Annotated in this window: 22 protein-coding genes, 1 tRNA gene and 2 pseudogenes; 7 read left to right on the top strand and 18 right to left on the bottom strand. The window is 72.0% G+C overall.

What is annotated here, in order from left to right; translation table 11 throughout:
* Nucleotides 1-214: 214 nt before the first annotated feature.
* A complete protein-coding gene (locus ACWH49_RS17130) occupies nt 215-646 on the top strand; it encodes a dihydroneopterin aldolase (protein WP_056462274.1) in 432 nt (143 codons plus the stop codon).
* Between the two features lie 60 nt (nt 647-706).
* Here the strand turns inward: ACWH49_RS17130 and fae are convergent, their stop codons facing one another.
* The 7 genes from fae to ACWH49_RS17095 form a co-directional block, all read right to left on the bottom strand.
* Nucleotides 707-1,219 (bottom strand): formaldehyde-activating enzyme, encoded by a 513-nt coding sequence (gene fae, locus ACWH49_RS17125; protein ID WP_056462270.1) that lies wholly within the window; start codon nt 1,217-1,219, stop codon nt 707-709.
* A 126-nt stretch (nt 1,220-1,345) separates the two neighbouring features.
* Nucleotides 1,346-2,239: a triphosphoribosyl-dephospho-CoA synthase gene (locus ACWH49_RS17120; RefSeq protein ID WP_448172550.1), complete on the bottom strand. Its 894-nt coding sequence runs from the start codon at nt 2,237-2,239 to the stop codon at nt 1,346-1,348.
* Complete coding sequence (locus tag ACWH49_RS17115; RefSeq protein ID WP_448172549.1) at nt 2,236-3,153, bottom strand: ATP-grasp domain-containing protein; 918 nt, start codon at nt 3,151-3,153, stop codon at nt 2,236-2,238. Before ACWH49_RS17115 ends, ACWH49_RS17120 begins: the two co-directional genes overlap by 4 nt.
* 30 nt (nt 3,154-3,183) lie before the next feature.
* Nucleotides 3,184-4,188, bottom strand: coding sequence for a methenyltetrahydromethanopterin cyclohydrolase (mch, locus tag ACWH49_RS17110; RefSeq protein ID WP_448172548.1), 1,005 nt, complete (start codon nt 4,186-4,188; stop codon nt 3,184-3,186).
* Nucleotides 4,185-5,324, bottom strand: coding sequence for an ATP-grasp domain-containing protein (locus ACWH49_RS17105; RefSeq protein ID WP_448172547.1), 1,140 nt, complete (start codon nt 5,322-5,324; stop codon nt 4,185-4,187). Before ACWH49_RS17105 ends, mch begins: the two co-directional genes overlap by 4 nt.
* Nucleotides 5,325-5,335: 11 nt before the next feature.
* On the bottom strand, nt 5,336-6,262 hold the full coding sequence (locus ACWH49_RS17100; RefSeq protein WP_448172546.1) for an NAD(P)-dependent methylenetetrahydromethanopterin dehydrogenase: 927 nt from the start codon (nt 6,260-6,262) through the stop codon (nt 5,336-5,338).
* A gap of 43 nt (nt 6,263-6,305) precedes the next feature.
* A complete protein-coding gene (locus tag ACWH49_RS17095; RefSeq protein WP_448172545.1) occupies nt 6,306-7,316 on the bottom strand; it encodes a beta-ribofuranosylaminobenzene 5'-phosphate synthase family protein in 1,011 nt (336 codons plus the stop codon).
* A 173-nt stretch (nt 7,317-7,489) separates the two neighbouring features.
* Here ACWH49_RS17095 and ACWH49_RS17090 point away from each other — a divergent pair, with 173 nt between their 5' ends.
* Nucleotides 7,490-7,873 (top strand): 4a-hydroxytetrahydrobiopterin dehydratase, encoded by a 384-nt coding sequence (locus tag ACWH49_RS17090; RefSeq protein ID WP_448172544.1) that lies wholly within the window; start codon nt 7,490-7,492, stop codon nt 7,871-7,873.
* Nucleotides 7,874-7,938: 65 nt separating this feature from the next.
* On the opposite strand, the gene ACWH49_RS17085 is transcribed toward ACWH49_RS17090, so the two are convergent.
* The 5 genes from ACWH49_RS17085 to hemC all read right to left on the bottom strand — a co-directional run bounded on the left by ACWH49_RS17085 (nt 7,939) and on the right by hemC (nt 12,152).
* Nucleotides 7,939-8,015, bottom strand: a tRNA-Arg gene (locus ACWH49_RS17085).
* 33 nt (nt 8,016-8,048) lie between these two features.
* Nucleotides 8,049-9,296 carry a heme biosynthesis HemY N-terminal domain-containing protein gene (locus ACWH49_RS17080; protein ID WP_448172543.1) on the bottom strand — a complete coding sequence of 416 codons (1,248 nt, stop codon included), beginning with the start codon at nt 9,294-9,296 and terminating at the stop codon, nt 8,049-8,051.
* 6 nt (nt 9,297-9,302) lie between these two features.
* Nucleotides 9,303-10,421 carry a uroporphyrinogen-III C-methyltransferase gene (locus ACWH49_RS17075; RefSeq protein ID WP_448172542.1) on the bottom strand — a complete coding sequence of 373 codons (1,119 nt, stop codon included), beginning with the start codon at nt 10,419-10,421 and terminating at the stop codon, nt 9,303-9,305.
* Nucleotides 10,418-11,188, bottom strand: coding sequence for a uroporphyrinogen-III synthase (locus tag ACWH49_RS17070; protein ID WP_448172541.1), 771 nt, complete (start codon nt 11,186-11,188; stop codon nt 10,418-10,420). The genes ACWH49_RS17075 and ACWH49_RS17070 overlap by 4 nt, the downstream gene beginning before the upstream one ends.
* Before the next feature lie 19 nt (nt 11,189-11,207).
* Entirely contained in the window at nt 11,208-12,152 is a 945-nt protein-coding gene (gene hemC, locus ACWH49_RS17065; RefSeq protein ID WP_448172540.1) for a hydroxymethylbilane synthase, read from the bottom strand.
* An 82-nt stretch (nt 12,153-12,234) separates the two neighbouring features.
* On the opposite strand from hemC, the gene ppc reads away from it, so the two are divergent.
* The gene (ppc, locus tag ACWH49_RS17060; RefSeq protein WP_448172539.1) at nt 12,235-15,066 is read left to right on the top strand and encodes a phosphoenolpyruvate carboxylase; all 2,832 of its coding nucleotides are present in this window, start codon (nt 12,235-12,237) and stop codon (nt 15,064-15,066) included.
* Nucleotides 15,067-15,200: 134 nt separating this feature from the next.
* Nucleotides 15,201-16,148, top strand: coding sequence for a DUF4394 domain-containing protein (locus ACWH49_RS17055; protein ID WP_448172538.1), 948 nt, complete (start codon nt 15,201-15,203; stop codon nt 16,146-16,148).
* On the opposite strand, the pseudogene ACWH49_RS17050 reads toward ACWH49_RS17055, so the two are convergent.
* The 3 genes and pseudogenes from ACWH49_RS17050 to ACWH49_RS17040 form a co-directional block, all read right to left on the bottom strand.
* A pseudogene (locus tag ACWH49_RS17050) lies at nt 16,120-17,096 on the bottom strand (Bug family tripartite tricarboxylate transporter substrate binding protein). The gene ACWH49_RS17055 and the pseudogene ACWH49_RS17050 overlap by 29 nt on opposite strands.
* A gap of 37 nt (nt 17,097-17,133) precedes the next feature.
* Nucleotides 17,134-18,243, bottom strand: a complete 1,110-nt coding sequence (locus ACWH49_RS17045; protein WP_448174361.1) for a CaiB/BaiF CoA transferase family protein — start codon at nt 18,241-18,243, stop codon at nt 17,134-17,136.
* A 75-nt stretch (nt 18,244-18,318) separates the two neighbouring features.
* Nucleotides 18,319-19,260, bottom strand: a pseudogene (locus ACWH49_RS17040) (hydroxymethylglutaryl-CoA lyase); the annotation flags it as partial.
* Between the two features lie 141 nt (nt 19,261-19,401).
* On the opposite strand from ACWH49_RS17040, the gene ACWH49_RS17035 reads away from it, so the two are divergent.
* Together ACWH49_RS17035 and ACWH49_RS17030 are read left to right on the top strand one after the other, a co-directional pair.
* Nucleotides 19,402-20,301, top strand: a complete 900-nt coding sequence (locus tag ACWH49_RS17035) for a LysR family transcriptional regulator (protein WP_448172537.1) — start codon at nt 19,402-19,404, stop codon at nt 20,299-20,301.
* A gap of 15 nt (nt 20,302-20,316) precedes the next feature.
* On the top strand, nt 20,317-20,562 hold the full coding sequence (locus ACWH49_RS17030; RefSeq protein WP_448172536.1) for a hypothetical protein: 246 nt from the start codon (nt 20,317-20,319) through the stop codon (nt 20,560-20,562).
* Here the strand turns inward: ACWH49_RS17030 and ACWH49_RS17025 are convergent.
* From ACWH49_RS17025 to ACWH49_RS17015, 3 genes are read right to left on the bottom strand one after another with little or no spacing between them, the layout of a single operon-like run.
* Nucleotides 20,559-21,749, bottom strand: a complete 1,191-nt coding sequence (locus ACWH49_RS17025) for a hypothetical protein (protein WP_448172535.1) — start codon at nt 21,747-21,749, stop codon at nt 20,559-20,561. The genes ACWH49_RS17030 and ACWH49_RS17025 overlap by 4 nt on opposite strands.
* A gap of 1 nt (nt 21,750) precedes the next feature.
* Nucleotides 21,751-22,515 (bottom strand): LytR/AlgR family response regulator transcription factor, encoded by a 765-nt coding sequence (locus tag ACWH49_RS17020; protein ID WP_448172534.1) that lies wholly within the window; start codon nt 22,513-22,515, stop codon nt 21,751-21,753.
* Between the two features lie 23 nt (nt 22,516-22,538).
* The gene (locus ACWH49_RS17015) at nt 22,539-23,645 is read right to left on the bottom strand and encodes a histidine kinase (RefSeq protein ID WP_448172533.1); all 1,107 of its coding nucleotides are present in this window, start codon (nt 23,643-23,645) and stop codon (nt 22,539-22,541) included.
* Nucleotides 23,646-23,696: 51 nt separating this feature from the next.
* Here ACWH49_RS17015 and argH point away from each other — a divergent pair, with 51 nt between their 5' ends.
* Nucleotides 23,697-25,094, top strand: coding sequence for an argininosuccinate lyase (gene argH, locus ACWH49_RS17010; RefSeq protein WP_448172532.1), 1,398 nt, complete (start codon nt 23,697-23,699; stop codon nt 25,092-25,094).
* Nucleotides 25,095-25,109 lie beyond the last annotated feature (15 nt).

Here is a 25,109-nt window from a genome sequence, read left to right as displayed (position 1 = left end):
CGCCAATCTTCATCCAACTGCAACCCGCGCACAACAGGCGAAACGCTGAGGCCACCCGGGCAGATTGCGACATCCGGTTACTGGCATGCGGCTTGCGTTTCGCCGCCGACGCCGCAACTTAGCGGTCCACTGAACGCGCTTCGGCGCCACGCGCATGATCGAACGCCACGCCCTTCCCGCCGAACGGGTTGCTCCACACGCTACGCCGCCGACGATGGACCTGATCTTCATCGAAGGCTTCACCGGCGAGACCATCATCGGCATCCACGAGTCCGAGCTGCATCGTCCGCAGCCGCTCGTGATCGACGTGCATGCCGGCGTGCCGCATGCGCGGGCCTGCGAGACCGATCGCATCCACGACACGATCGACTACGGTGTCGTCGCGGAACGCCTGCGCCGGCTACTCGCCGAGCACCGGCTGACGCTGCTCGAGGCCTTCGCCGAGACGATCGCCGACATCCTGATCGGCGAGTTCGGCGCGCGCTGGGTGCGCGTCAAGGTCGTCAAGCCGCGCAAGTTCGCCGATGTCGGCGCGGTGGGCGTGCAGATCGAGCGCGTCGCGCCGGAACCGGAACCCAGCCGCCCCGGGCACAGCGCAGCGGTGATCCAGCTGCTCGCGAGCGGCATGCTCCCCGGCAAGCGCTGAGCGTTCCGCACGCACCGGCTTGTCGCACACGGGCCGCCGTCTGCGGCCCGTCGATTCAACTCACTGGTGAGCGGCGAACGGGTGCGCGGCGCTGCCCTTCTTGGCGACGACCTCGGCCGCCGTCGGCGAGCCGGCAACCGCACGCTGGATCGACTCACGCACGGCCTTGTAGTTGTAGTCCTGGATCTTCTTGTCGTCTTCGGCGAGCCAGTGGATGAACACGCCGACGCAGATGAACAGGTTGTCGGCCTCGTCGGCCGGGATCGTCCCGTCCTCGACCGAATCGGCCACCGCCATCGCGACGCCGCGTTGCGCCGGGCCGAACATCTGGACCGCCTGCTTGGCGCCCTTGATCGTGACCTTGTTGAACATCACGGTCGCCGGCTTGGTCAGCAGGTTGGGCGCGACCACCGCCAGCAGCGAGGTGAAGCCGTCCTTGTTGTTGGTCAAGGCGTTGGCAAAGGCCGACTCTGCGGGGCTACCGCGCGGCCCGATGATCAGGTCGATGTGCGCCACCTCGTTGCCGTCGCCGACGAGCGACTCGCCAACCATCATGCGATCAATCTTTGCCATGTCCTCTATCTCCTGTTTCAGTTCTTGGGGGTAGTCGTCGCCACTGGCCAAACCACCAGCGCGGCCTAGTGGATAACACGTTCCGTGCCATCCGCCGGCCGCTGGCGGCGCGGAGAACGCGGGGGCTCAGGGACGCGTGGGGCGCGGACTCAGCAGGGCCGCGACGAACAGCGTCGCGACCGTCAAATCGGCGCTGGTTCCGGGGTTCAGCCCGGCATCCTTCAGTTCCGCGTCCCAGGCGGCGAACGTGGCGTCGGCGTCGAGGTGCTCGCCGGCCAGCGCCCGGGCGTGCCACGGCTGCGCCGCGGCCATGACAATGTGTGCCAGCGCCGCGCCGTGTTTCCGAACAATGTGTGAATCGGGCCAGCTCGCCAGAAACCCGAGGTAGATGCGCTGCACGGCCGCGCTCGCCGCGGCGGACGCGGGTGGCACGAGCGCCGCGTCCGACCCCGCCAGCGCCGTCGCGAGCGCCGGCAGATCGACCGCGAACAGGTCCGCGAACCCGTCCCGGTACTGGCGCGCGATCGAGTCGCGTTCGGCCGCAAGCGCCATCGCGGCGCGCAGGTCGATGCTCGGTGGCGCGTGGACGTCCTGTTCCGCCGCCGATCCCAGGCCACCGGGCCGGGCCTGCGCGATCGCGCGGTAGGCGGCGCGCGTGTCGGCGACGTCCAGGTCGGCCAGCACCGCCTCGACCGCGGCGCGCAGCGCCGGCGGATCGGTCGCCCCGGGATGCAACTCGGCCGCCCGCGCGATCGGTGCACACAGCAGCAGGATGCCGAGGTTGGTGTTGCAGCCGGCAACGTCCCACGTGGCCGCCACCGCCGCCTCGACCCGCTCGCCGACACGCGTGCCGCGCCGGAACATCGGACCGACCGAGGCGCGCGCGCTGGCGCTGAACATCGCGGCCTCCATGCGGTGGCCGGCCGAGAACCGGCTCACGTTGCCGGGCTTGCGCACCGCGACGTCCAGCTCGCAGGCCGCCAGGTAGCACGCTGCCGGATCGCGCGGCGCGGCGTTCACGCCACCCGCTCCGCGCCCGGCGTCTGCCGGCGGCTGGCGAGCCGCCGATCGAGCAGGTCGTCGACGAGGGCGCGCGCGATGTTGAAGCCGGTCACGCGCTGCAGGCCGCGCCACGCGGCAACGCCGTTGACCTCGAGCACCTGCGCACCGGCAGGGGTCGGGATCATGTCGACGCCCGCGTAGTCGAGTGCGAGCGCAGCGGCCGCGCGCTCGGCGAGTTCCGCGAGCGACGCGGTCAGCGGGGCCGGCTCGCAACGCGCGCCTTGCGCGACGTTGTGGATCCAGCCCTCGCTGACCCGGCGCATCACCGTCACTGCACGGCCGCCGATCACCAGCACGCGCCAGTCGAACCCGGGCTCGGTGACGGACGGCACGAAGCGCTGCAGATAGGCCAGCCCGCCGTACCCGCCGGCGAGTTCCGGCATCGGCTGCTGAACGCCGTCGATCCGACCGACGAGCCGCAGGCCCTTGCCTTGCGAGCCGAACAGCGGCTTGAGCACGAGCGCGTGCCCGGCCGCGTCCTCGCGCATCACGATGCGGCGTGTCTGCGCGAGCGACTCGGTCGCCCAGGTCGGCGGGGTCGGGATGCCGGCGGCGTGCAGCAACAGGCTGGTCATCGATTTGTCGACGCTGCGCTCGATCGCGCGCGCGTCGTTGTAGACCGGCACGCCCAGCTCGCGCAGCGCATGCAGCACGCCGAGACGCTTGGTCACCTGCTCGAAGCTGCCGCCGGCGATGCCGCGCACCAGCGCCGCGTCGGGCAAGGTGGTGCCGAAGCCGGGGATCGTCAGGCCGTGCGGCGCATGCGCGGTGTCGATGTCGCAGGCGGCCAGGTCGATGCAACGGCCGCTCGCGCCGCGCGCACGCAACGCCGCCTGCAACTGGCGCGTGTGCCAGCCGGTTTCGTCGGTCATGATCGCGACGCGGATCATCGCGCGCGCGGCTCAGGCCTGCTGCAGCCAGAGGCCCTGCAACAGCGGCATGTTCAGCGCGCCGGCATGCCAGGTGTTGCCGCTGTCGAGGTTGCTGACCCAGACCTCGGCCGGCGCGAACAACGCGCCGTCGATCTTGTAGAAGTCGTACTCGACCTCCTTGAAGATCTCGGCGAACGACCGGCCGTAGTCGCGCGAGTTGCGCGAAGGCAGTTGCTGGGCGAGCCGGCGCGCCGCGGCATCGTCGCCGCGCACGCCGAGGTGGACGCGGCCGCCGTACAGGATTGCGTCGTTGGTGCGGCCCATCGCGATCACGCCATCGGGGCTCGGCGCCGGCAACGGCGCGTTCGCGACGCCTTCGACGATGTCACCGAGCGCGAAGCCGAGTTCGTGCGCCTTGTGGAGCGCGACTTCCAGCACCCGCGCGACCACTTGCGTGGTCCCGGCGAGGCTGGTGGTCGGCGTCAGGATCAGCGTCAGCCCGGCCGGCTCGAGGCCGCAATCGCGCAGCAGCTTGTCGACGACGACCTTCGGCGGAACGCGATCGACCTCGAGCACCAGCACCCCGGCCGCCGCCTGGTCGCGGTAGCCCAGTTCGCCGAACAGGGCCTCCTTGGCGGCGAGCGCCCGCGCCGGGCCGGAGCCGAGCGAGAAGAACTTCTTGCCGCCCGTCTCTTCCTTGCTCGCCGCCAGACTCCAGCCGGCGTACTGACTGCCGAGGCAGGCGAGCACCGGCTGCGCGCTGCGCACCTCGAGCCAGGTCGGCCAGCCCTCCAGCCCGTCGCTGCGAATGCCGACACGGCCGAGCCCGCCCATGCAGATCTCGCCGATCAGCAGACCGGCCTCGATGCTGCCGCGCGCGGCGATGCCGGCATCCACGAGGCAGGCGCCGCTCGCGTCGTGCGTGACCGTCAGGGCGAGCGCATCGGCTTCGGCCAGCAGGCGGTCGACGAGCGGGCGCGCCAGCCGGTTGACGCTCAGCGGCGAGCCGGCCAGCGGAGAACGGGAATCGGTCATCGGGAGGTCTCCAGGGTCTCGAGCAGATCGTCGCACGCCGCAGCGAGAAGCGCCCTCACCTGCGCGGCGCCGTGGCCGCTGGCGCTCAGGCTGCACACCGGGTCGCCGGACGAGAACACCGCGCCGGCGGCTGGCAGGTCGTGCGCGTCGGCCCGGTGGGCCAGGCCTTGCGCGGCGTGCGACGACAGGGTCAGCGGCCGGCGCGCGTAGACGATCTCGGTGCCCGCGACGCCTTGCCGCGAGAAGGCATCGGCGCGCGGCAGTTCGGCGTGCAGGCAGGCGCGCACGTGGGCGTCGAACAGGCCGCGTTGCGCATACAGCGCGAGACTGGCCGGAGGGCGCGGGTTGACTTCGAGCACGCCGAGCGCGTCGTCCTCGCCGCGCATGAAATCGAGGCTGCACCAGCCGCGCAGGCCGAACGATCGTGTCAACAGGTGCACCGCCGCCTGGATTTCCCGCGCCAGTGCCGCCGGCACCGTGACCGGCCCGATGCAGCCGGCGTACACGTGCGGCCGCGCGCCCGACGGCCGCACGATCATCTCGTTCAGCCCGAGCAGCACCGCCTCCGCGCCATCGGCGAGGAAGGTCGCGGACATCGGCACGCCGGCCATCTCGCGCTGGAAGTAGCGGGGGCCGTCCAGGCGGACCGCATCGTCGCTCGCCGCGGCGCGGATGTGCCAGCCGCCGCTGCCGCGAGCGTCCTTCAGCAGCCAGCCGGTACGGTCGGCCGGCGGCTCGAAGCTGACCGGCGGATGGCCGATCGCGTGCGCGTCCAGCATGTCGAAGAACGCGCGCGGATCACGGACGCGCCGCACCGCGGCGGGCGACGTGCCGATCAGCGGCAGCAGTTTCGCGCCCGCCTCCAGCACGTCGGGCAGACCTTCGAGACCGCTGCCGGGGACCCAGCCGAGCACGGCGTCCCCGGCAACACCGCTCGCGAGTTCGCCGAGGACATCGAGCACGCGCGCCCCGTCCAGCCGCAGCCCGCTCGCGGCGCCGATCTGGAACCAGCGCTGAGACGCGCGGCGCGTGTCGAGGTCGCCAAACAGATCGAGCGCGACCACGCGGTGGCCATCGAGCGCGGCGGCCTCCGCCAGCAGGCGCGCGGACATGGCCGCGACGGCCAGCACGCTCATCGCACGCGCGCTCAGCCGGCCGGCTTGGCCGCCTGCTCGGCCAGGTACGCGCGCGCTGCGGCGAACGCCTCGGGGAAGCTCAGCACCAGCGCCTTCTCGGCCCCGACCATGCTCAGCAGCAGGCGATGCTGGGTCTGGTACTTGACGTTGCCGATCGCGAGCGCACCGATGCCGACCGCGCCGGCCGCCGCGCCCGCGAGCGGCTTGGCGTCGTCCATCACGCCGACGCCGGCGATGCCCTCCGGCGGCACCGCATTCACGTCGGCGGCCACCTTCAGCTGTCTTGCGATGGCCAGGTCGTCGGCCGACACCACCTGCACGCCGGCGGCCGCACAGGCGAGCACGACGCCGGTCTGCGCGAGCGCGTCGCGCAGTTCGGCCGAGCTGGCGCCCGAGGTGCCGTGCAGTTCGACGCCGAAGCGCGCGCCGGTGTCCGCCGCCGCCTTCTGCGCCGCGGCCAGGCCGCTGTGGCTGGCGATGCGCACGGTGGCGCCGGCCTGCGCCGCCAGCACCGCGGCGATGCGGCCGACCGGGCCGGTCCCGCCGACCACCAGCACCTGCTGCCCGATCAGCGCGGCCGCGTGGTGACGCTGCAGCGCCGCCTCGACGCACGCGACCATCGCCGCGGCGGTCGTGTAGGCGCCGCTGGGATCGGCCATCAGCGAGACGACGAAGGGCTTGAACATCGCGGCCTTCGCGCGTTCGAGCATGTCGGCCGCCAGCAGCGCATCGCGCCCGCCGACGAAGATGCCGGTGCGTGCGACGCCCTTCGGGCCGCGCGAGAAGATCGCGTCCTGCGTCAGCGCGGTGACCTGGTCGAGGCCGACATCGGTGTACGGCGTGATGACCTGGTAGCCGGCGTCGGCCGCCATGTTGACGTCGAACGGGCTCGCCTGGTGCCCCGGCGTGAGCAGATGGAGGATGTACGGACGTTCCATGGCGTGGCGGGTGGGGACCGTGAATGAAGAGTATCGGCGGCGCTCAGCGCACCCGCCGCATCGCGCGGCGATCGATGACCTGCGCGCCGTGGTTGCGGGGCGCGACGATGCGCAGCGCGAGGCCCGGTTCGACCAGGCCCGCCGCGCGCACGGTGCGCTCGAGCGCCTCGGCACGCGCCTGCGACTCGACGATCGCGAAGCCGGTCGGTCCCCACGAGCTCTGGCCGATCGCGGCCTCGTGGCCACTGGCGCCGATCCAGTCCATCAGGCGGCCGACCGCGGCGCTGGTGTAGGCGCGGCCGTTCTGAACCGGCGCGAAGTACGCGCCGAGCAACTGCTGGATGCGCGTGATGCCGCGCGCGAAGATGCCGAACTCCGCGCTCGCCGCACCCGGCAGCACGCGCATCAGCACCTCGTGGCAGATCTCGGCCGAGCGCGCGGCGGGCATCGCGCCGAGCGCCGCCATCGCGCCCTTCTCGTCGTTGCCGGCGAGGCCCTGCTCCCGCTCGTCCTGCACGACGAGGATGCGCCACTCCTCGGGCAACGCGATGCGCGAGAGCAGCGGCGCCGGGCGCCCATCGGCCGCCGGGCCGCCGTCGACGATCAGCCCGCCGAGGTCGAAGCCGTGGATGCCGATGCCGGAGCGCCGGCCGCGCCCGAGCCAGTGCGCCAGCGTGGGCGTGCCCACGTCCAGACGGTGCCACTGCGCGAACGCGCGCGCGATCGTCAACGCCAGCTGCGTGCCGGAGCCGAAGCCACCGTGCGCCGGCAGCACGCGCAGCAGCCGCAGGTGCAGCGTGTCGACGCGGCCGCTGTGCTCGCGCAAGGTCCGCAGATAGCTGCTCGCGCGCTCCATCTGCGCGTCGCCTTCCGGCGTGTCGGCCGTCACGCGATCGACCACCGCGGCACCGAGCTCGACCTCGGTCTCGAAGCCCTCGATGACCAGCCCCACGCTGCCGAAGCGGCGCCCGAGCGAGGCCGACGGGTCGAGGAAACCGAGGTGCAGGCGTGCCGGCGCCCGCAGCGTGACGGTGTCGTGGCGTTCGGTGTCCATCCGCAGCGGATTGTGGGTGGCGACAAGGCCCATGGTGGTGGCGCACCGCCCGGAAGATGGCGAATGCTGCGGGTCGAGGGAGCAAGCTCTGTTCCCGCGGGGAAATCGCCATTCCCCCGCAGAACTGTATCGCCCGGAGGACACTGTGTCATCGAAACACCCGGGAGACGCCCATGACCACCTGGCGCAAGCAGACGAAGGACGCGGTCTACGCCGTCGACGAGATCAACGCGAGGCTGGTGGACGAACTGCCGACCTGGCACTACGAGGATGGCTGGATCCGCCGCAAGTTCAAGACGAGCGGCTGGAAGTCGACGCTGATGGTCGTGAACACCGTCGGCCATCTGGCCGAAGCCGCCTGGCATCACCCCGATCTGACGGTGTCGTACGCCTTCGTGACCGTCAAGCTGATGAACCACGCCGCCAAGGGCGTGACCGACAAGGACTTCGAGCTCGCGGCCAGGATCGAGGACGTGGTGATGTGGCGGCCCGGCGCCGACTCGGCGCTCGAGGGCACGCCGGACGACCCGCGGTTCAAGTACCTGAAGTACGAGTGATCGCCCCAAAGAAAAACAGCCTGGAAACCGAGGTTTCCAGGCTGTCGTTCTAGAACGAATTGTTCTGGTGCGGCTGGCAGGAATCGAACCCACGACCCCTTGGTTCGTAGCCAAGTACTCTATCCAGCTGAGCTACAGCCGCGCAGCCACGCAGTATAGCAGTTTTAGAGAGCCGTCACGCCAGCCGCGCGGCGGACTCGAAACAGCGCGCGGCGCGGTTCTCGTCGCCCTCCTGCCGGGCCAGGTTCGCGAGGCCCAGCCAGGCCTTGCGACGGGGGCCGGCGGCCAGGGCGGTGTCGTTGGCGGCCTGCTCGAGCAGCAGCCGTGCCTTGCCCCACAACTGGCGTTCGGCCAGGGCGCTGCCGACGGCGAGCGCGACCGCGCCCTCGCGGGTGAACGCTGTCGCGGCCGCCTCGAGACGTGGCAGCCACTCGGGCCCGATGCCGGGAATGGCGCTGACCAGGCCGAACGACACGGCGGCGCGTTCCTCCGGGCCGATCTCGGCGGGTGCGTCCCAGAACGGTCGCAACCACGAACGCGCGTCCTCGTGCGCGCCGAGTGCGGCGGCGCGGTCGGCGGCGCGCGCGGCGACGAAACCGTCGCGCCGGTCGACCGGGTCGAACTGGGCCCAGACGCGCTTGAGCTGGTCGATGTCGTGGGCGGTATCGAGCGATTCGAACGCCAGCGAGCGCAGCAGGCCCTGCGCGGCGACCTTCGAGAACCCTTGATGCTTGGCAAGCAGCCGCGCCGTCTTGAGCGCCTCCTGGGGCTGGCGGCCCAGGCGCGTGGCCTGCAGGCGCAGGCGCAGCGCGTGGGTGCGGCGAGCGACGCCCTGCGGCAGTTCGCCGAGCAGTTCGAGCGCGCGCGGTGCGTCGCGGTCGTCGAGCGCCCATTCGGCGGCGAGCAGCCGCGCGCCCTCCTCGGCCGAGCGCGCGGCGGCGCTGCGGCGCGAGAGCTCGAGCGCATGGCGCAATTGCTCGTCGCGCACGACACGGTCCTGCAGGCGGTGGGCGCTGCCGGCGGCGAGCAGGTGGCTGAGCACGGTGAACTCGTTGTCCTGCGCGAGCTCGGGCGTGTCCGCCTGGATGACGAGCGCGCGCTGCGCGGACTTCTGCGCCCGGCTGTAGCGGCCGCCGAAATACTGCGCCAGCGCGTCGCGCAGCGCGGCCTGCGCGCTTCGGTCGCGCCGCGCGACGCGCCACTCGCGCGCCCGCCGCGGCAGGCCGACCAGCGCGCTGATGCCCTGGATCGCCGCGACGATCAGGAAGCAGCTGCCGATCAACGCGATCAGGAACAGGTTCAGCGACACGTCGAGCCGCCAGCCGCGCCAGTAGAACGTCGCCAGCCCGTCGTTGGTGCCCAGCGTGGTCGCGGCCAGCACCGCCACGCCGAACAACAGGACGAACCAGATGATGTTGCGCATGGCGCTCTAGCGGCCGGCAGCGGCGGCGGTCAACGCGGCGAGCGTGTCGTCCGGTCTGGGCACCACCACCTGGCGCGCCTGCCCGGCGACCTGACGGATCAGCTCGGTCGCGAGCAGCGTGCGCTTGGAGCCGCGGTCGAAGTAGCGGTCGAGCGTGACCAGCGCAGCCTGCAGGTCCGCCTGCGCGGTGTCGAACTGGCGGCTGAGCAGCGCGAGCCGCGCGTTCAGCAGCCGCAGCTTGAGGTTCTCGCGCACGAAGAACGATTGCTCGGGCGCGAGCAGCATCGCCTCGGGGTGCTCGATGCGGGTCACGCGGATCAGCGACTTCGCCTCGCTCCAGACCTTCTCGCCGAACGCGTTCCAGGTGTCGAGGACCGGCCCGCCCCACCCGGCCGGCGAACTCGCCGCGGACGCCGCCGCCTTTGCCGCGACGACCGGCTTGGCGACCGCCGGCCGTGCCGGCTCCTTGACGCTGCGGGAATCGGCCGTGCCGAGCAGCGGCAGGTCGTCGACGACGCGGATGGCTTCGTCGAGCTTGATGCCGAGCGACGCGATGTCCGCGACGCTGGTCGCGCGCACGCGCTCCAGGTCGCGCACGATGGCGCGGCGCACGCCCTCCAGGCGCGGCTGGCTGTAGCGCGCGAGGCGCTCGTCGCTCTGCTTCAGCGTGGCCACCAGCGGCTCGGCGCTGCCGGTGATCGCGGTCTGCTGCTGGGCGACGCGGATCGCCGCCTCGATGTCGACCAGCACGTTCTCGTCGCGCGAGCGCGAGAGCGACTGGATCAGGTCTTCGAGCTGACCGCGCTGCACCGCCACCTCGGCGACGCGGGCCTCGAGCAGCGCCACCTTGGCGGCGGTGTCGCTGGCGTTCTCCTGTGCCTGCTTCGACAGCGCGCGCGCCTCGGCGACCTTGCCGCTGTTGTCCTGCTGGCGGCGCACCAGTTCCTGCTCGAGGCTGCTGCCGCGCTGGTCGGCCTTCCAGGCCAGCACCAGGCTCGCGACGCACAACGCGCCGATGACGGCCAGCGCGATCCACAGCGCGCGCACGGGAGCAGCAGCGGGCGGCGGCGCGACGAGGGCCGGCGGGGCCGGCGGCGGAGGGGCGTTCGAGAGGTCGTCGGTCACGGTCCGATCGATTGTATGCAGGCGATCACGGCGGCCAGCGACGGTCGTGCCTCGGTCACGCGTGCGAACCCCAATTGCCGCGCACGCGCGGCGATGCGGGGGTGCGTGGCCAGCGCACGGGCACGGGCCCAATCGGTTCGCGCGTCGGTGACGAGCGGCGCCGCGGCGAGGTTGTCGATCGCCTCGGAACTGCTGAAGAACCAGAGATGAGCCTCGGGGCGCTCGAGCGCGGCGCGCAGCAGCGCCGCGTGATCGCTGTCCAGGGGCGGCGCGAGGCGTCGGTACGCGGCCACATGCTCGACCTGCGCGCCCGCCGCCTGCAAGGTCTGCGCGAGCCAGTCGCGCCCGCCATCGCCGCGCACGATCAGCACGCGCCTGCCCTGCCAGTCCTGCGTGCGCAGGCGCGCCCACAACGCCTCGCTGTCGAACTGCGCCGCATCGTCGGCGGGCTCGACGATCGCGCTGGCCGGCACGCCGAGCCCGAGCAGCACGCGCGTCGTGCCCGGCCCGGGCGAGCCGGCCTGCGGACGGGCCGGCCACGCCACGCCGCGAGGACGCAGCGCGAAGAACTGCTCGGCCGCGTTCGGGCTGACGAAGACGACCAGATCGCGTTGCGCGAGCCCGCGCCAGGCGGCGAGCAACGCCGACGGATCGGTGACCGGCGCGATGCCGATCAGCGGCATCGCGACCGCATCGATCGCGCTGGCGCGCAGGCGGTCGACCCAGTCGGCCGCCTGCGCCGCGGGCCGGGTCACGATCACCCGCACGGCGGCACGTCCCGCGCGCTCAGGGCTTGACGCCGAGATAGGCGGCGGCGCCGGCGTCGCGCAGCGTCTGCGCCGCGTGTTCGCCGAGGGCGCGGGCCTGCTCGTCGGTGTGGACCGTCGCGCTCGCCTGCGCACGCAGCAGCGGCGCGGTCGGTGATTCGCCGTCGCCGAGCGCGGCGCGCAGCGTCAGCGTCTCGCCATGCCAGGTGCCGTGCGCCGCGAGCGGCATGCTGCAGCTGCCGCCGAGCGCGCGCGACACGGCGCGCTCCGCCTGGACCGCCAGCCACGTCGGGCGATGGGTCAACCGGCCGAGCTGCTCGCGCAGCGCGGTCGCGTCGGCCCGCACCTCGATGCCGAGCGCGCCCTGCCCCGCGCAGGGCAGCATCGCCTCCGGCTCGAAGCGCGAGGCGATGCGCTCGGCCAGGCCCAGGCGCATCAGGCCCGCGGCGGCGAGGACGATCGCGTCAAAGCCGCCCTCGTCCAGTTTGCGCAGCCGCGTGTCGAGGTTGCCGCGCAACGGTTGCACGACGAGGTCGGGCCGTGCGCCGAGCAGCTGCACCACGCGCCGCAGGCTCGAGGTGCCGACGGTCGCGCCCTGCGGCAGCTCGTCGAGCGTGCGGTAGCGCGACGAGACGAACGCGTCGCGCGGATCTTCGCGGTCGAGGACGGCGGCGAGGACGAAGCCCTCGGGCAGGTCCACCGGCACGTCCTTCAACGAGTGGACCGCCAGGTGCGCGCGACCTTCCTCGAGCGCGGTCTCGAGTTCCTTGACGAACAGCCCCTTGCCGCCGACCTTGGACAGCGTGCGGTCCAGGATCTGGTCGCCGCGGGTGGTCATGCCGAGCAGCTCGACCCGCAGTCCGAAACGGCGCGTCAGCAGATCACGCACGTGCTCGGCCTGCCAGAGGGCGAGGCGACTCTCGCGGGTGGCGATTAGGGTGGCGTCGGCAGCGGCTTGGGGCATGGTCGGCATGCTAGCAGGCGCGGCTCTTGCAGTGGCTGCTAGGATTCGTCCTTCGTAACCAAATTACACGACCGAGACCCGCATGGCCACAGCCGCAACTGCCGCAACCTCCCCGACGCGCCAGGCCGCGGCGAAGCGCAAGACCATCACCACCGACGCCGCCGAGAAGAACCGTCCGCTGGTCGACGACATCCGGCTGCTCGGTCGCATCCTCGGCGACGTGATCCGCGAGCAGGAGGGCAAGGCGGCGTTCGAGCTGGTGGAGCGGGTGCGCCAGCTGTCGGTCGCGTACCGGCTGAAGAGCGACGCGCAGGCGGGTCGCGCGCTGGACCGGTTGCTGAAGAACCTCTCCGGTGACCAGACCGTCAGCGTGATCCGCGCCTTCAGCTACTTCTCGCACCTGGCCAACATCGCCGAAGACCGCCACCATGTGCGGCGCCGCGACCACCACGAGCGCCAGGGCCACCTGCAGGAAGGCTCGCTCGCGATGACGCTGGAGCGCCTGGCCGCCGCCGACATCCGGGCCGCGGACATCGCGCAGACGCTGGCGCACGCCTACATCTCGCCGGTGCTCACCGCGCACCCGACCGAGGTGCAGCGCAAGAGCATCCTCGACGCCGAACGGACGATCGCCGAGCTGGTCGAGCAGCGCGACGCTCTCCACACCGAGCGCGAGAGAGCCGAGAACGAGGCGCTGATTCGCGCCCGCGTCACGCAGATCTGGCAGACCCGCATGCTGCGCACCGCCAAGCTGACGGTCGGCGACGAGATCGAGAACGCGCTGAGCTACTACCGCTCGACCTTCCTGCGCCAAATCCCGAAGATGTACCGCGAGCTCGAGAACGCGCTGCCCGGCCACCCGATCGCGTCGTTCTTCCGCATGGGCAACTGGATCGGCGGCGACCGCGACGGCAACCCGTTCGTCACGGCCGACACGCTGCAGATGGCGCTGGCACGGCAGGCCGAGACGGTGCTGCGCTTCTACCTGACCGAGATCCACGAGCTCGGCGCGGAGTTGTCGATCTCGGCGTCGCTCGCACCGGTCACCGCGCCGATGCAGGCCCTGGCGGCACAGTCCCCCGACCAGAGCGTCCACCGCGAGGACGAGCCCTACCGCCGCGCGCTGATCGGCATGTACGCGCGGCTGGCTGCGACGCTCGAACTTTTCACCGGCACCGAGGCGCTGCGTCACGCGGTCGCACCGCAGAACCCGTACGAGTCGGCCGACGAGTTCCTGGCCGACCTGAAGGTGATCGACGCGTCGCTCGCCGCGCACCACGCCCACGCGCTGGCGGCGCCGCGCCTGAAGCCGCTGATGCGCGCGGTGCAGGTGTTCGGCTTCCACCTCGCGACGGTCGATCTGCGGCAGAGCTCGGACAAGCACGAGTCGGTCGTCGCCGAGCTGCTGAAGGTCGCGAAGGTCGAGGCCGACTACAGCGGGCTCGGCGAAGACGCGCGTCGCGCCCTGCTCGTGCAGCAGCTCAACGACGCCCGGCCGCTGCGGGTGCGCGCCGCCGCGTACAGCGAACACACGGTCGCCGAGCTCGCGATCTTCGAAGCCGCGGTCGTGATGCTCGCGCGCTATGGCCGCGCCGCGATGCGCCACTACATCATCTCGCACACCGAGGACGTCAGCGACCTGCTCGAGGTGATGCTGCTGCTGAAGGAAGTGGGCCTGTTGCGCGGCACGCTGGACGACGGTGCGGTCAGTGACCTGATCGTCTCGCCGCTGTTCGAGACCATCGGCGACCTGCGCAACGCCGCGCCGATCATGCGGGCGTTCTACGCATTGCCCGGCATCACCGCGATGATGGTGAGAAGCGGCGCCGAGCAGGACATCATGCTCGGCTACTCGGACAGCAACAAGGACGGCGGCAGCTTCACCAGCAACTGGGAGCTGTACCGCGCCGAGATCGACCTGGTCGCCCTGTTCGGCAGCCTGCGCCAGGACCATGGCATCACGCTGCGCCTGTTCCACGGCCGCGGCGGTACGGTCGGCCGCGGCGGCGGCCCGAGCTACCAGGCCATCCTCGCGCAGCCGCCGGGCACGGTGAACGGGCAGATCCGCCTGACCGAGCAGGGCGAGGTGATCGCGTCGAAATACGCGCACCCGGAGATCGGCCGGCGCAACCTCGAGACCCTGGTCGCAGCCACGCTGGAAGCGACGCTGCTGAACCCGACCAAGAGCGCGCCGAAAACCTTCCTCGACGCCGCCGCGGCGATCAGCGAAGGCAGCTTCAAGGCCTACCGCAAGCTCGTCTACGAGACCCCCGGCTTCACCGAGTACTTCTTCAGCGCGACGCCGATCCGCGAGATCGCCGAGCTCAACATCGGCTCGCGCCCGGCCTCGCGCAAGGCGACGCGTGCGATCGAGGACCTGCGCGCGATCCCGTGGTCGTTCAGCTGGGGCCAGTGCCGCGTGGCGCTGCCCGGCTGGTGCGGCTTCGGCAGCGCCATCGCGCAGTACCTCGGCAAGGAGCCGAAGCAGCGCACCGAGCGCCTGGCGCTGCTGCGCAAGATGCACAAGCAGTGGCCGTTCTTCGGAACGCTGCTGTCCAACCTCGACATGGTGATCGCGAAGAGCGATCTGGCGATCGCGGCGCGCTATGTCGAACTGGTGGAGGACAAGAGGCTCGGCAAGAAGATCTTCGCGCTGATCAAGGCCGAGTGGCAGGCCACCTCGGACGCGCTCGCGTTGATCACCGGCGAGACCAACCGGCTCGCGTCCAACCCGTCGCTGGCGCGCTCGATCGAGCACCGCTTCCCGTACCTCGATCCGCTGAACCACCTGCAGGTCGAGCTGATGCGGCGCTATCGCCAGCGCAAGGAAGGCGACCCGGAGAACGCGCGCGTGCAGACCGGCATCCACATCTCGATCAACGGCGTGGCCGCCGGGCTGCGCAACACCGGCTGATCCCGGCGTGGGGATTCACCCGCAATGTAAAGGGATATTGCTGCGGGGCGCATCCGGTGTCTGGGGGGCGGCGTAGTCCGAGTGCGGTGTGGCATTTCTCACGCCGCCGACGACCCACTCCAGGAGCCCGACCCATGCCACACCCCGTCCTCCCCGCCGCGCTGCGCGGTGCCACCCTCAGCGCCGTCGTCGGCGCCGCGTTCGCGTTCGCGGCGCCGGCCCAGGCCCAGCAGGTCATCGGCCTGACGACCACCAACGCGCTGATCTCGTTCGGCGCCGCGACGCCGCAGAACGGCTCCGCGCTGACGACCATCACCGGCCTGGAGGGCACCAACCAGCGCATCCTGGCGATCGACACGCGCCCGACCAACGGCCTGATCTACGGCGTCAGCACCGACTCGAAGCTCTACACCCTCGACGCCAGCACCGGCGTCGCCACCAAGGTCGGCAACCTGAGCATCGCGCTCAACGGCACCGCGTTCGGCTTCGATTTCAACCCGGTCGCCGACACCAACGGCGCGGCCTCGCTGCGCATCACCAGCGACACCGGTCAGAACCTCGCGGTCAACGCCAGCACCGGCGCGGCCACCGCGCAGACCGCGCTGAGCTTCAGCGGCGGCACGATCGGTGCCGCCGGCGCGGCCTACAAGGACAACGACGCGAACCCCGCGACCAGCAGCGTCGGCCTGTACTTCATCGACTCGGCCACCGACGGCCTGTACTTCACCGGCGCACCGGGCGGCGGCGTGCTGAGCTTCGTCGGCGGACTGGGCTTCAACACGACGGGCGTGCTCGGCTTCGACATCGCCGGCACGGCGAACATGGCCTACGCGGGCCTGACGCTGGACGGCACCGACACCGGCAAGAGCGGCCTGTACGCGATCAACCTCGGCACCGGCGCGGCGACGCTGATCGGTGACTTCGGCATCGGCGGCAACACCGCCATCTCGCCGCCGTTGCTCGGCCTGACGGTCGCCGCGGTGCCCGAGCCCGGCACCTACGCGCTGATGATCGCCGGACTGCTCGGCATCGGTCTCGTCGGCCGGCGCCGGGTCAGTCGAGCCGGATGTCCGACTTCCTGACGATCTTCGCGTAGCGCTCCTGCTCGCTGCGGAAGAACTGCGCCGCAGCCTCGGGCGTGCTGGGGTGGATCAGGTTCTCCTGCCGCGCCATCGCCTCCTTCACGTCGGGCGACGCGAAGGTGGCGAGCACCGCGGCGTGCAGGCGCCTGACCTCGGCGGCCGGCAGCTTCGGCGGTGCGATCACTGCGAACCAGCCGCCGACGTCCACGTCCGGCAGACCCTGCTCGGCGATCGTCGGCAGCTCGGGCAAGGAGGGCACGCGCGCCTTGCCCATCACGCCGATCGCGCGCAGCGCGCCGCTCTTCAAATGCCCGAGCGCGGCCGGTACCGCCACCACGCCGAGCTCGACCTGCCCCCCGATCAGGTCGGCGATCTGCGGGCCTACGCCCTTGTACGGGATGTGCTTCACATGGCCTGGGCGGCCTCGACGAACATCGCGCCGGCGAGGTGGATGATCGTGCCGTTGCCCGACGACGCGTAGTTGTACGCCCCGGGCTTCGCCTTCAGGAACGCGACCAGTTCCCTGACGTTCTTCGCCGGCACGTGCGCCGGGTTGACCACCAGCACGAACGGCGTCTCGCCGATCACGCTGATCGGCGTGATGTCGGCGAGCGCGTCGAACGGCATCTTCTTGTAGACGCTCGGGTTCACGACGTGGTTGTTCGAGACCACGCCGATCGTCGCGCCATCCGGCGCGGCGCGCACCAGCGCGGTCGTGCCGGTGATGCCGCCGGCGCCGGGGAGGTTCTCGATCACGACCGGCTGGCCCAGCGCCTTGGCGAGGGCCGGGCTCGCGGCGCGCATGATCGTGTCGACGCCCGAGCCGGCACCGACCGGGAGGATCACGCGCATCGGGCGGTCGGCATTCGGTGTCTGCGCCAGCGCGGGCAACGCCAGGGCGCCGAGGGCGGCCAGCACCTGGCGGCGGGACGAAGTGAATCGGGTCATGCGAGTCTCCTGAGCGGCGGCGCCGCTTCGTTGTGGATCAAGAAGGGGTCGAGGCGTGCGCGTCGGCCGGCGCGAAGCGCGCGAGCACCTCGTCGGTGTGCTCGCCGATGCGCGCGAGCGGTTGTCGCACCGCCGGGCGGCGCCCGCCCATCAACAGCGGCAGCAGGACAACGTCGGTGCTGCCGCCGTCGCCGGTGTCCATCGGCACGAGGCCGCCGCTGGCGCGCAGGTGCGGGTCGTCGAGCAGCTGCTCCGGACGCACGATCGGTGCATACGGCAGGCCGGCGGCTTCGAGGCGCGCCGACAGGTCCGCGATGTCCCACTGCTGCAGCGTCTCGCCGAGGCGGCGCAGCAACTCCGGCCGCACCGCGACGCGCTGCGCGTTGGTGGCCAGCGCCGGGTCGTCGGCCAGGTCGGGCCGCTCGATCACGCGGCACAGCGTCAGGAACTGCTTGTCGCTGACCGCGCCGACGAACAGCTGCGCGCCGCCGGCCAGCGTGAACACGTCGTAGACGCTCCAGGCCGAGACGCGCGCCGGCATCGGCGGCGGCGGCTCGCCGGTCATCGAGAACTGCTGCATGTGCTGCGCGGACAGGAACACGCAGTTCTCGAACAGCGCGCTCTGCACCTCCTGGCCGCGCCCGGTGAGCTCGCGCTCGCGCAGCGCGGCGAGCACGCCGATCGCGCCGAACATGCCACCCATGATGTCGTTGACGCTGGTGCCGGCGCGCAGCGGCCGCCCGGGCGGCCCGGTCATGTACGACAGCCCGCCCATCATCTGCACGACCTCGTCGAGCGCGAGGCGGTGCTCGTACGGCCCGGGCAGGAAGCCCTTGTGCGAGGCGACGATCAGGCGCGGGAAGCGCTCCGCCAGGCCGGCGTGGTCCAGCCCCAGCGCGGTCATCAGGCCGGGGCGGAAGTTCTCGATCAGCACGTCGCTGGCGCCGTTCAACTCGACCGCCGCGGCGTGCCCTTCCGGCGTCGCGATGTCGAGCACCACGCTCTTCTTGTTGCGGTTGAAGCTGCGGAAGAAGCCGATGCCCAGGCCCGGCAGCTGGCGCGTCTTGTCGCCGCCCGGCGGCTCGACCTTGATGACCTCGGCGCCGAGGTCGGCGAGGATCATCCCGCAGGTCGGCCCCATCACCATGTGCGTGAACTCGACGACTCGCACGCCGGCCAGCGGCAGCGGGCGTTCGGCCGGCGCGGGGGATGCTGCCGGCGCCGCTTCGGCGGGCGTCGCGCGCCCCGCGAAGGTCTTGGGCAGCCCGGCGCGCCACAGCGTGCCGTGGGTCGCCTCGCCGTCGAGCCAGCCCGCCACATCGGCGCGCAGGTCGAGCAGCCGCTCGATCTGCAGGTGGGTCGCGCAGCCCATCGCTTCCAGCATGAAGGCCAGGTCCTCGGTCGCGACGTTGCCGCTCGCACCCGGCGCATGCGGGCAGCCGCCGATGCCGGCGAGCGACGCGTCGAAGCGGTTCACGCCGACCTCGAGCGCCGCCGCCACGTTGGCCAGCGCGAGCCCCCGCGTGTCGTGGAAGTGGCCGCAGGCGAAGCGTTCGCCGGCCAACACGCGGGCGCGCTCGAACAGTTTGCGCACGCTGCGCGGATCGGCATAGCCGACGGTGTCGGCCAGACTGACGCGGTCGGCGCCGGCGTCGAGCAGTGCCTGCATCAGGCGCAGCACCTCGTCGGGCTCGACCCGGCCCTGCAGGGTGCAGCCGAACGCCGTGCCGACGCCGCCCTCGATGCGGGTGCGCGAGCCGGCGGCGTCGCGCGCCGCGCGCATCCTCGCCACCTCGGCGACGACCTCGTCCGGCGTCTTGCGCAGGTTCGCCAGGCTGTGCGCGTGGCTCGCCGACAGCGGCACCAGCATCCAGTCGGCGCCCTCGGCGATCGCGCGCTCGGCGCCCTTCAGGTTCGGCACCAGGACGGACGCGACCAGGCCCGGCAGCGTCTTCGCATACGCGAGCAGCTCGGCGGTGTCGGCCAGCTGCGGCAGCAGGCGCGCGGGCACGAACGAGCCGACCTCGATCTCGCGCTGGCCCGCCGCATGCGCGCGCCGGATCCACTCCAGCTTGCGGGCGGTGGACATGATCGTCGCGACGCTTTGCAGGCCATCGCGCAGGCCGACTTCGCGGACGATCGCGGTGCGGGGAAAGCGGGTCATTCGGGAATCTCCTGGCGTGCGCGCCGGTCGGGGCCGGTGCGGCGGGATCGATCGTTGCCCGCGACTGTAGACATTCCGACGCGAACCACCAGTAGTAATTCGGAACGGCTATGCTTCCGAACCGGAATGTCTGTACGCCCCATGCCCGACCTCGATCTCAAGACCCTGCGCCTGCTGGTCGCCGTCAGCGACCTGCGCAGCATCGCGCGCGCCGCCGAGCAGGAACACATCGAGCCGTCGGCGATCAGCAAGCGCATCGCCCAGCTCGAAGCGACGCTCGGCACGCCGGTGCTGGCGCGGCATCGCCGCGGCGTCGAGGTCACGCCGGCCGGCGCGGCGCTGCTCGAACATGCGCGCAGCATCCTGTTCAGCGTCGACCGGATCGAGCGCGACGTCGCCGCGCTCGGCGTCGCCGGCCGCGGCCAGGTGCGGCTGCTGGCCTCGGCCTCGGCGATCGCGGAATCGCTGCTCGACGACCTCGCCGCGTTCATGCGCGTGCCGTCGAACCGCGACATCCAGGTCGACATCGAGGAGCGCATCTCGACCGACCTGGTGCGCGAACTGCGCGACGGCAGCGCGGCGCTCGGCGTCTGCTGGGACCACACCCCGCTCGATGGCCTGGAGCAACGCCCCTACCGGCGCGACCGGCTCGCGCTGGCCGTGCCGGCCGATCACCCGCTGGCGGCACACCGCGCGCTGCGCTTCGAGCAGACCCTCGACCACGACCATGTCGGCCTCGCGCCGTCGACCGCGGTGCACACGATGCTGCGGCGCTCCGCGGCGCGCAGTGGCCACACGGTGCGCTACCGGGTGATCGTCTCGAACTTCGACGCCGCGCTGCGCGTCGTCGCGGCCGGCCTGGGCGTCAGCGTGATCCCCGCGCAGGTGGCAGCGAACGCGGCCGGGCTCGGGATCCGCGTCGTGGCGCTGCGCGACGCGTGGGCCGACCGCCAGTTCGTGGTCTGCTACCGCCGCTTCGATGCATTGCAGGCGGCGGCGCGCCGCCTGGTCGACCACCTGTCGGCCGCGGCCGCGACCTGAGTACCATCGGCAGCGATGGACGAACTCACCCAGTTGCAGGCGCTCGGGCTCACGCTGCCGAGCCCGGCCTACATCTTCGGCGCGATCGTGTTCGGGCTGGTCGGGCTCGGCGCGTTCCGTTACGGGCGCAAGAACGCGCAACCGCTGAAGGTGTGGATCGGCGTGGCGCTGATGCTGTACCCGTACGCGGTCTCGCGGACCTGGCTGATGTACCTCGTGGGCGTCGCGCTGTGCGCGGCGTTGTTCATCGAGCGGCCCTAGCGGACCGGGTCCACCCGGGCCGGCTTGCCCGACGCCGTCACCCACTCACGCATCGCACCCACCTCGCCGAGCGCAGCGGTCCGACGCAGGCGATCGAGATCGCGGCGGATGCGGGCGCACCCCAGCGATTCGGCGTTGCGCACGGGCGCGCCCGAGTCCGTTAGCGAAGCCAGGTACGCGGTGTACTCGCCCCGCATCCGTTCCGTGCGCTGCACCGACCAGCCGATCTCCCGGCCGACTGCGACGCCGATCATGCGGTCGAGCAGCGTGTCGGCACGCTCGGTCAGCGCCTCGGCGAGCAGCCCGCAGGTCTGGGCCCGGTTCGGATCGCGCAACGCAGGGCCCCGGCAGGCCTGCACCAGCGGCTGCATCGAAGGCAGCGCCACCGCCGCCTCGATGGCGATGGCCTCGGTCACCAGCGTCGACGCCGCGAGCAGCGCGGCCTCGTCGCCCGGCATGACGGCCAGCACGGTGCCCGCCACGTCGAAGAAGCCGCTCGCGCTGCGGCGCGCGCGGGCCAGTCGGAACAGCGCCTCCTCCTGCGCCGCCAGGTCGCCGCGGGCCGACGCGGCGGCGTGGATGAAGCGCCACGGGGCGGCATTGTCCGGGTCCAGGCGCGCCCACTGCTCGGCGCTTAGCATCCGGCAGGCGCCTTCGCCGCGCTCGCGCAGTCCACCGCAGGCCTTGAACGCGAGCGCATAGACGCGCGGGTCGGTCGAGGCCAGCGCGATCCGCGCGAGCGGGTCGGCCACGCGTGCCGGCGGCGCCGCCGGCTCCGCGGTGTCGGCAGCGGCCAGCAACAGCGCCGCGGCGCGCGCCAGTTCGCTCGGGCTGGAACGCAGCGCCGCCAGCACGCGCTCGCGCTGTCGCGGCAGCCCGGTCGCGCGCTCGAACTCGGCCCGGTCGAACGAGCCGTCGGGCTCGGTCCGCACCCACGCGCCGCCGCAGACCTGGACTTCGTCGCTCGCGTGCCGCTCGGCGGCGGACGCGGCCGGCTCGGGCGGATCGGGGCGCGCCACCGCGTTGCGCGGTGCGACCGCCGCGGCCCGTGCGATCGCCGGCGTCGCGGCACTCGCGGCACCGCCCTCCAACCGCGTCAGGCCGACGAAGACCAGCCCGAGCGCCACCACCACCGCGCACGCGCCGACGATCGTCCAGCGCCAGCGCCGCGGCAGGTCGACGACCATCTCAACGGCCCAGGGTCACCAGCGCGTCGCGCACCGCCGCGACCTGACGGCGCGACACCGCGAGCCATTCGTCGACCGGCGCCATGCGCACGGCCCAGCCCTCGCCGCTGTCGTCGTCGCGTTCGCCGGCGAGCGTGCGGCGCTCCAGCGCCCGGACCGCGTTGCGCGCGACCAGCGCATTGCGGTGCACGCGCAGGAAGCCGTCGCCCAGGCGCTGTTCGAGGTCGCTCAGCGCCTCGTCGAGCACGTAGGTGTGGTCGGCGGTGCGCAGCGTCACGTACTTCAGCTCGGCCTTGAAATACAACACCTCGGCCAGCGGCACGCGCAGCACGCGGCCGCGGTCGGTGACCATGAGGGCCGGCGCCTCGTCCGCAGCCGCAACCGGCGACGGGCTCGCCTGCCGCAGCGCGCGCCGCTGCGCGACGCGTTGCAGCGCCGCGTGCAGGCGTTCGCGGCGCACCGGCTTGGTCAGGTAGTCGACGGCCTCCAGATCGAAGGCCTGCAGCGCGTGCTGCGCATGCGCGGTGACGAACACCACCGCCGGCGAATTGGCGAGCCGCTTGAGCTCGGCGGCGAGTTGCGTGCCGTCGCGTCCGGGCATCTGCACGTCGAGCAGCACCGCGTCGCACTCGTTCCCGGCCAGCCAGGCCAGCGCCTGCAGCGCATTCGCGGCCTCGCCGACGACGCTGGCCTTCGGCTCGACGCAGTCGTGCACCAGGCCGCGCAGGCGCAGGCGCGCCAGTTCCTCGTCGTCGACCAGGAGCACGCGAAGGACGGAAGCGGCCGCGCTCACAAGGGCACCACGATCTGGACGCGGAACACGTCGGCGTCGCGCCGGGTCTCGAACTGGGCCGCGACGTCGTGCATCAGGCGCAGCCGGTCGCGCACGTTGCGAAGCGCGATGCCGTGGCCCGGTTCGGAGCCGTTCGGCGGCACGCTGTTGACGATCGAGATCAGCGCGCGTCCGAGCTTGACCCGCGTGCGCACCCGGATCACGCCGCCACCGTCGGCCGGCTCGACGCCGTGCCGCACCGCGTTCTCGACCAGCGGCTGAAGCAGCAGCGGCGGCACGCGGGCGTGGCCGGCGTCGGGATCGAGCTCCCAGGTCACGATCAGCCGGTCGCCGAAGCGCACCTGCTCGATCGCGAGGTAGCGCTGCGCGAGCTCGACCTCCTCGGCCAGCGACACCGATTCGGCGTTCTCGGTGATCGCGACGCGGAACAGCTCGGCCAGGTCCTCGAGCACCGCCTCGGCGCGGGCCGGGTCGTGGCGCACCAGCGCCAGCGCGGTGTTCAGCGTGTTGAACAGGAAATGCGGCCGGATGCGCGACTGCAGCTCCGCGAGCCGCGCCGTCGTGTCGGCCGGCAGCAGCGCCTCGGCACGCAGCTGCAGCCACTGGAACACGACCGCCGCGAGCGCGGCACCGGCCAGCGCCGGCGCCAGCCAGGCCGGCACGCCCGCCGGGTCGCCGGCCGCGAGCCAGACGAAGACCGAGCCCGCCGCGCCGCTGACCGCGCCCAGGCCGATCGCCACCGCCCATTGCCCGGGCACCGGCAACGCGCCGAACGGCCGACGCGCGGCGCAGGCCACGAGCAGCCAGACCAGCACCGCCGGCAGCGCCGCGCTCGAGCCGGTCGCGAACGCGACCAGCCAGCTGGCCCAGGTCGGCGCGACGAACAGCGCGCCGATCGCGAGCACCCCGTGCACGAACAGCAGGGCCCGCAGCACGACGCCGACGTGGCACACATCGAAGACCGAATCGGATGTCGGCGCGGCCGGGGCCGGCGGCGGCGCGAGCGCGTCGAACAAGGTGGTGCCGAAGCCGGAGGTGCGCAGTTCACCGGGCCGCGAAGCCACGGGCGCGGGGGTGTCGGGCGGGAACGAGCGACGAATCAAGGAGGGGCCTCGATAGAATCCGGCTGACCCGCATTGTCCAGCGCCGCACGCATGTCCTCCAACCAACTCGACAAAAAATCCCAGGCCTGGTCGGCGCTGTTCTCCGAGCCGATGAGCGACCTGGTCAAGCGCTACACCGCCAGCGTGGGCTTCGACCAGCGGCTGTGGAGGGCGGACATCACCGGCTCGCTCGCGCACGCCGAGATGCTGGCGGCGCAGCAGATCATCGGCGCCGACGACCTGGCGGCGATCCAGCGCGGCATGGCGCAGATCACGCAGGAGATCGAGGCCGGCCGCTTCGAATGGAAGCTCGACCTCGAAGACGTGCACCTGAACATCGAGGCGCGCCTGACCAGCCTGGTCGGCGACGCCGGCAAGCGCCTGCACACCGGCCGCTCGCGCAACGACCAGGTCGCGACCGACGTGCGGCTGTGGCTGCGCGACGAGATCACCGCGATCGGCGGGCTGCTGAACGAGCTGCAGCGCGCGCTCGTCGAGGTGGCCGAGAAGAACGCCGACGTCATCCTGCCCGGCTTCACGCACCTGCAGGTGGCTCAGCCGGTGAGCTTCGGGCACCACCTGCTGGCGTACGTGGAGATGTTCTCGCGCGATGCCGAGCGCATGGGCGATGTCTTCAGGCGCACGAACCGGCTGCCGCTCGGCGCCGCGGCGCTGGCCGGGACCAGCTACCCGCTCGATCGCGAGCGGGTCGCGAAGACGCTCGGCATGGACGGGGTTTGCCAGAACAGCCTGGACGCCGTGAGCGATCGCGACTTCGCGATCGAGTTCACCTCGGCCGCCGCGCTGTGCATGATCCACTTCTCGCGCCTCAGCGAGGAACTGGTGCTGTGGATGAGCCAGAACTTCGGCTTCATCGACCTGGCCGATCGCTTCTGTACCGGCTCGTCGATCATGCCGCAGAAGAAGAACCCCGACGTGCCCGAACTCGCGCGCGGCAAGACCGGTCGCGTCGTCGGCCACCTGATGGGGCTGATCACGCTGATGAAGGGCCAGCCGCTGGCCTACAACAAGGACAACCAGGAAGACAAGGAGCCGCTGTTCGACACGGTCGACACGCTCAAGGACACGCTGCGCATCTTCATCGAACTGGTTGCGGGCATCACCGTGAAGCCCGAGGCGATGGAGCGCGCCGCGCTGCGCGGCTACGCGACCGCCACCGACCTGGCGGATTACCTGGTCAAGAAGGGCCTGCCGTTCCGCGACGCGCACGAGGTCGTCGCGCATGCCGTCAAGTTCGCGATCCAGCGCGGCATGGACCTGTCCGACTTGCCGCTGGACACGCTCCGGTCGTTCAACCCGACGATCGCCGACGACGTCTACGAGGTGCTGAGCCTGCGCGGCTCGCTGAACGCCCGCAACCTGCTCGGCGGCACCGCACCGGCGCAGGTGCGCGCGCAGGTGGCGCGGCACCGGGCGCGCCTGGCATAGTTCGACCGCGGCGCC

The organism is Rhizobacter fulvus, assembly GCF_964020785.1.
The sequence above is the reverse complement of the archived record's forward strand: the minus strand, read 5'-3'. Positions and strand labels throughout refer to the sequence as shown.

Bases quoted from the DNA above. Each gene is read 5' to 3' on its own strand.
- ACWH49_RS17130 (WP_056462274.1), top strand. From the start codon at position 215: ATGGACCTGATCTTCATCGAAGGCTTCACCGGCGAGACCATCATCGGC.
- fae (WP_056462270.1), bottom strand. From the start codon at position 1,219: ATGGCAAAGATTGATCGCATGATGGTTGGCGAGTCGCTCGTCGGCGAC.
- ACWH49_RS17115 (WP_448172549.1), bottom strand. From the start codon at position 3,153: ATGACCGACGAAACCGGCTGGCACACGCGCCAGTTGCAGGCGGCGTTG.
- mch (WP_448172548.1), bottom strand. From the start codon at position 4,188: ATGACCGATTCCCGTTCTCCGCTGGCCGGCTCGCCGCTGAGCGTCAAC.
- ACWH49_RS17105 (WP_448172547.1), bottom strand. From the start codon at position 5,324: ATGAGCGTGCTGGCCGTCGCGGCCATGTCCGCGCGCCTGCTGGCGGAG.
- ACWH49_RS17100 (WP_448172546.1), bottom strand. From the start codon at position 6,262: ATGGAACGTCCGTACATCCTCCATCTGCTCACGCCGGGGCACCAGGCG.
- ACWH49_RS17095 (WP_448172545.1), bottom strand. From the start codon at position 7,316: ATGGACACCGAACGCCACGACACCGTCACGCTGCGGGCGCCGGCACGC.
- ACWH49_RS17090 (WP_448172544.1), top strand. From the start codon at position 7,490: ATGACCACCTGGCGCAAGCAGACGAAGGACGCGGTCTACGCCGTCGAC.
- ACWH49_RS17080 (WP_448172543.1), bottom strand. From the start codon at position 9,296: ATGCGCAACATCATCTGGTTCGTCCTGTTGTTCGGCGTGGCGGTGCTG.
- hemC (WP_448172540.1), bottom strand. From the start codon at position 12,152: ATGCCCCAAGCCGCTGCCGACGCCACCCTAATCGCCACCCGCGAGAGT.
- ppc (WP_448172539.1), top strand. From the start codon at position 12,235: ATGGCCACAGCCGCAACTGCCGCAACCTCCCCGACGCGCCAGGCCGCG.
- ACWH49_RS17055 (WP_448172538.1), top strand. From the start codon at position 15,201: ATGCCACACCCCGTCCTCCCCGCCGCGCTGCGCGGTGCCACCCTCAGC.
- ACWH49_RS17045 (WP_448174361.1), bottom strand. From the start codon at position 18,243: ATGGTGATGGGGCCGACCTGCGGGATGATCCTCGCCGACCTCGGCGCC.
- ACWH49_RS17035 (WP_448172537.1), top strand. From the start codon at position 19,402: ATGCCCGACCTCGATCTCAAGACCCTGCGCCTGCTGGTCGCCGTCAGC.
- ACWH49_RS17030 (WP_448172536.1), top strand. From the start codon at position 20,317: ATGGACGAACTCACCCAGTTGCAGGCGCTCGGGCTCACGCTGCCGAGC.
- ACWH49_RS17025 (WP_448172535.1), bottom strand. From the start codon at position 21,749: ATGGTCGTCGACCTGCCGCGGCGCTGGCGCTGGACGATCGTCGGCGCG.
- argH (WP_448172532.1), top strand. From the start codon at position 23,697: ATGTCCTCCAACCAACTCGACAAAAAATCCCAGGCCTGGTCGGCGCTG.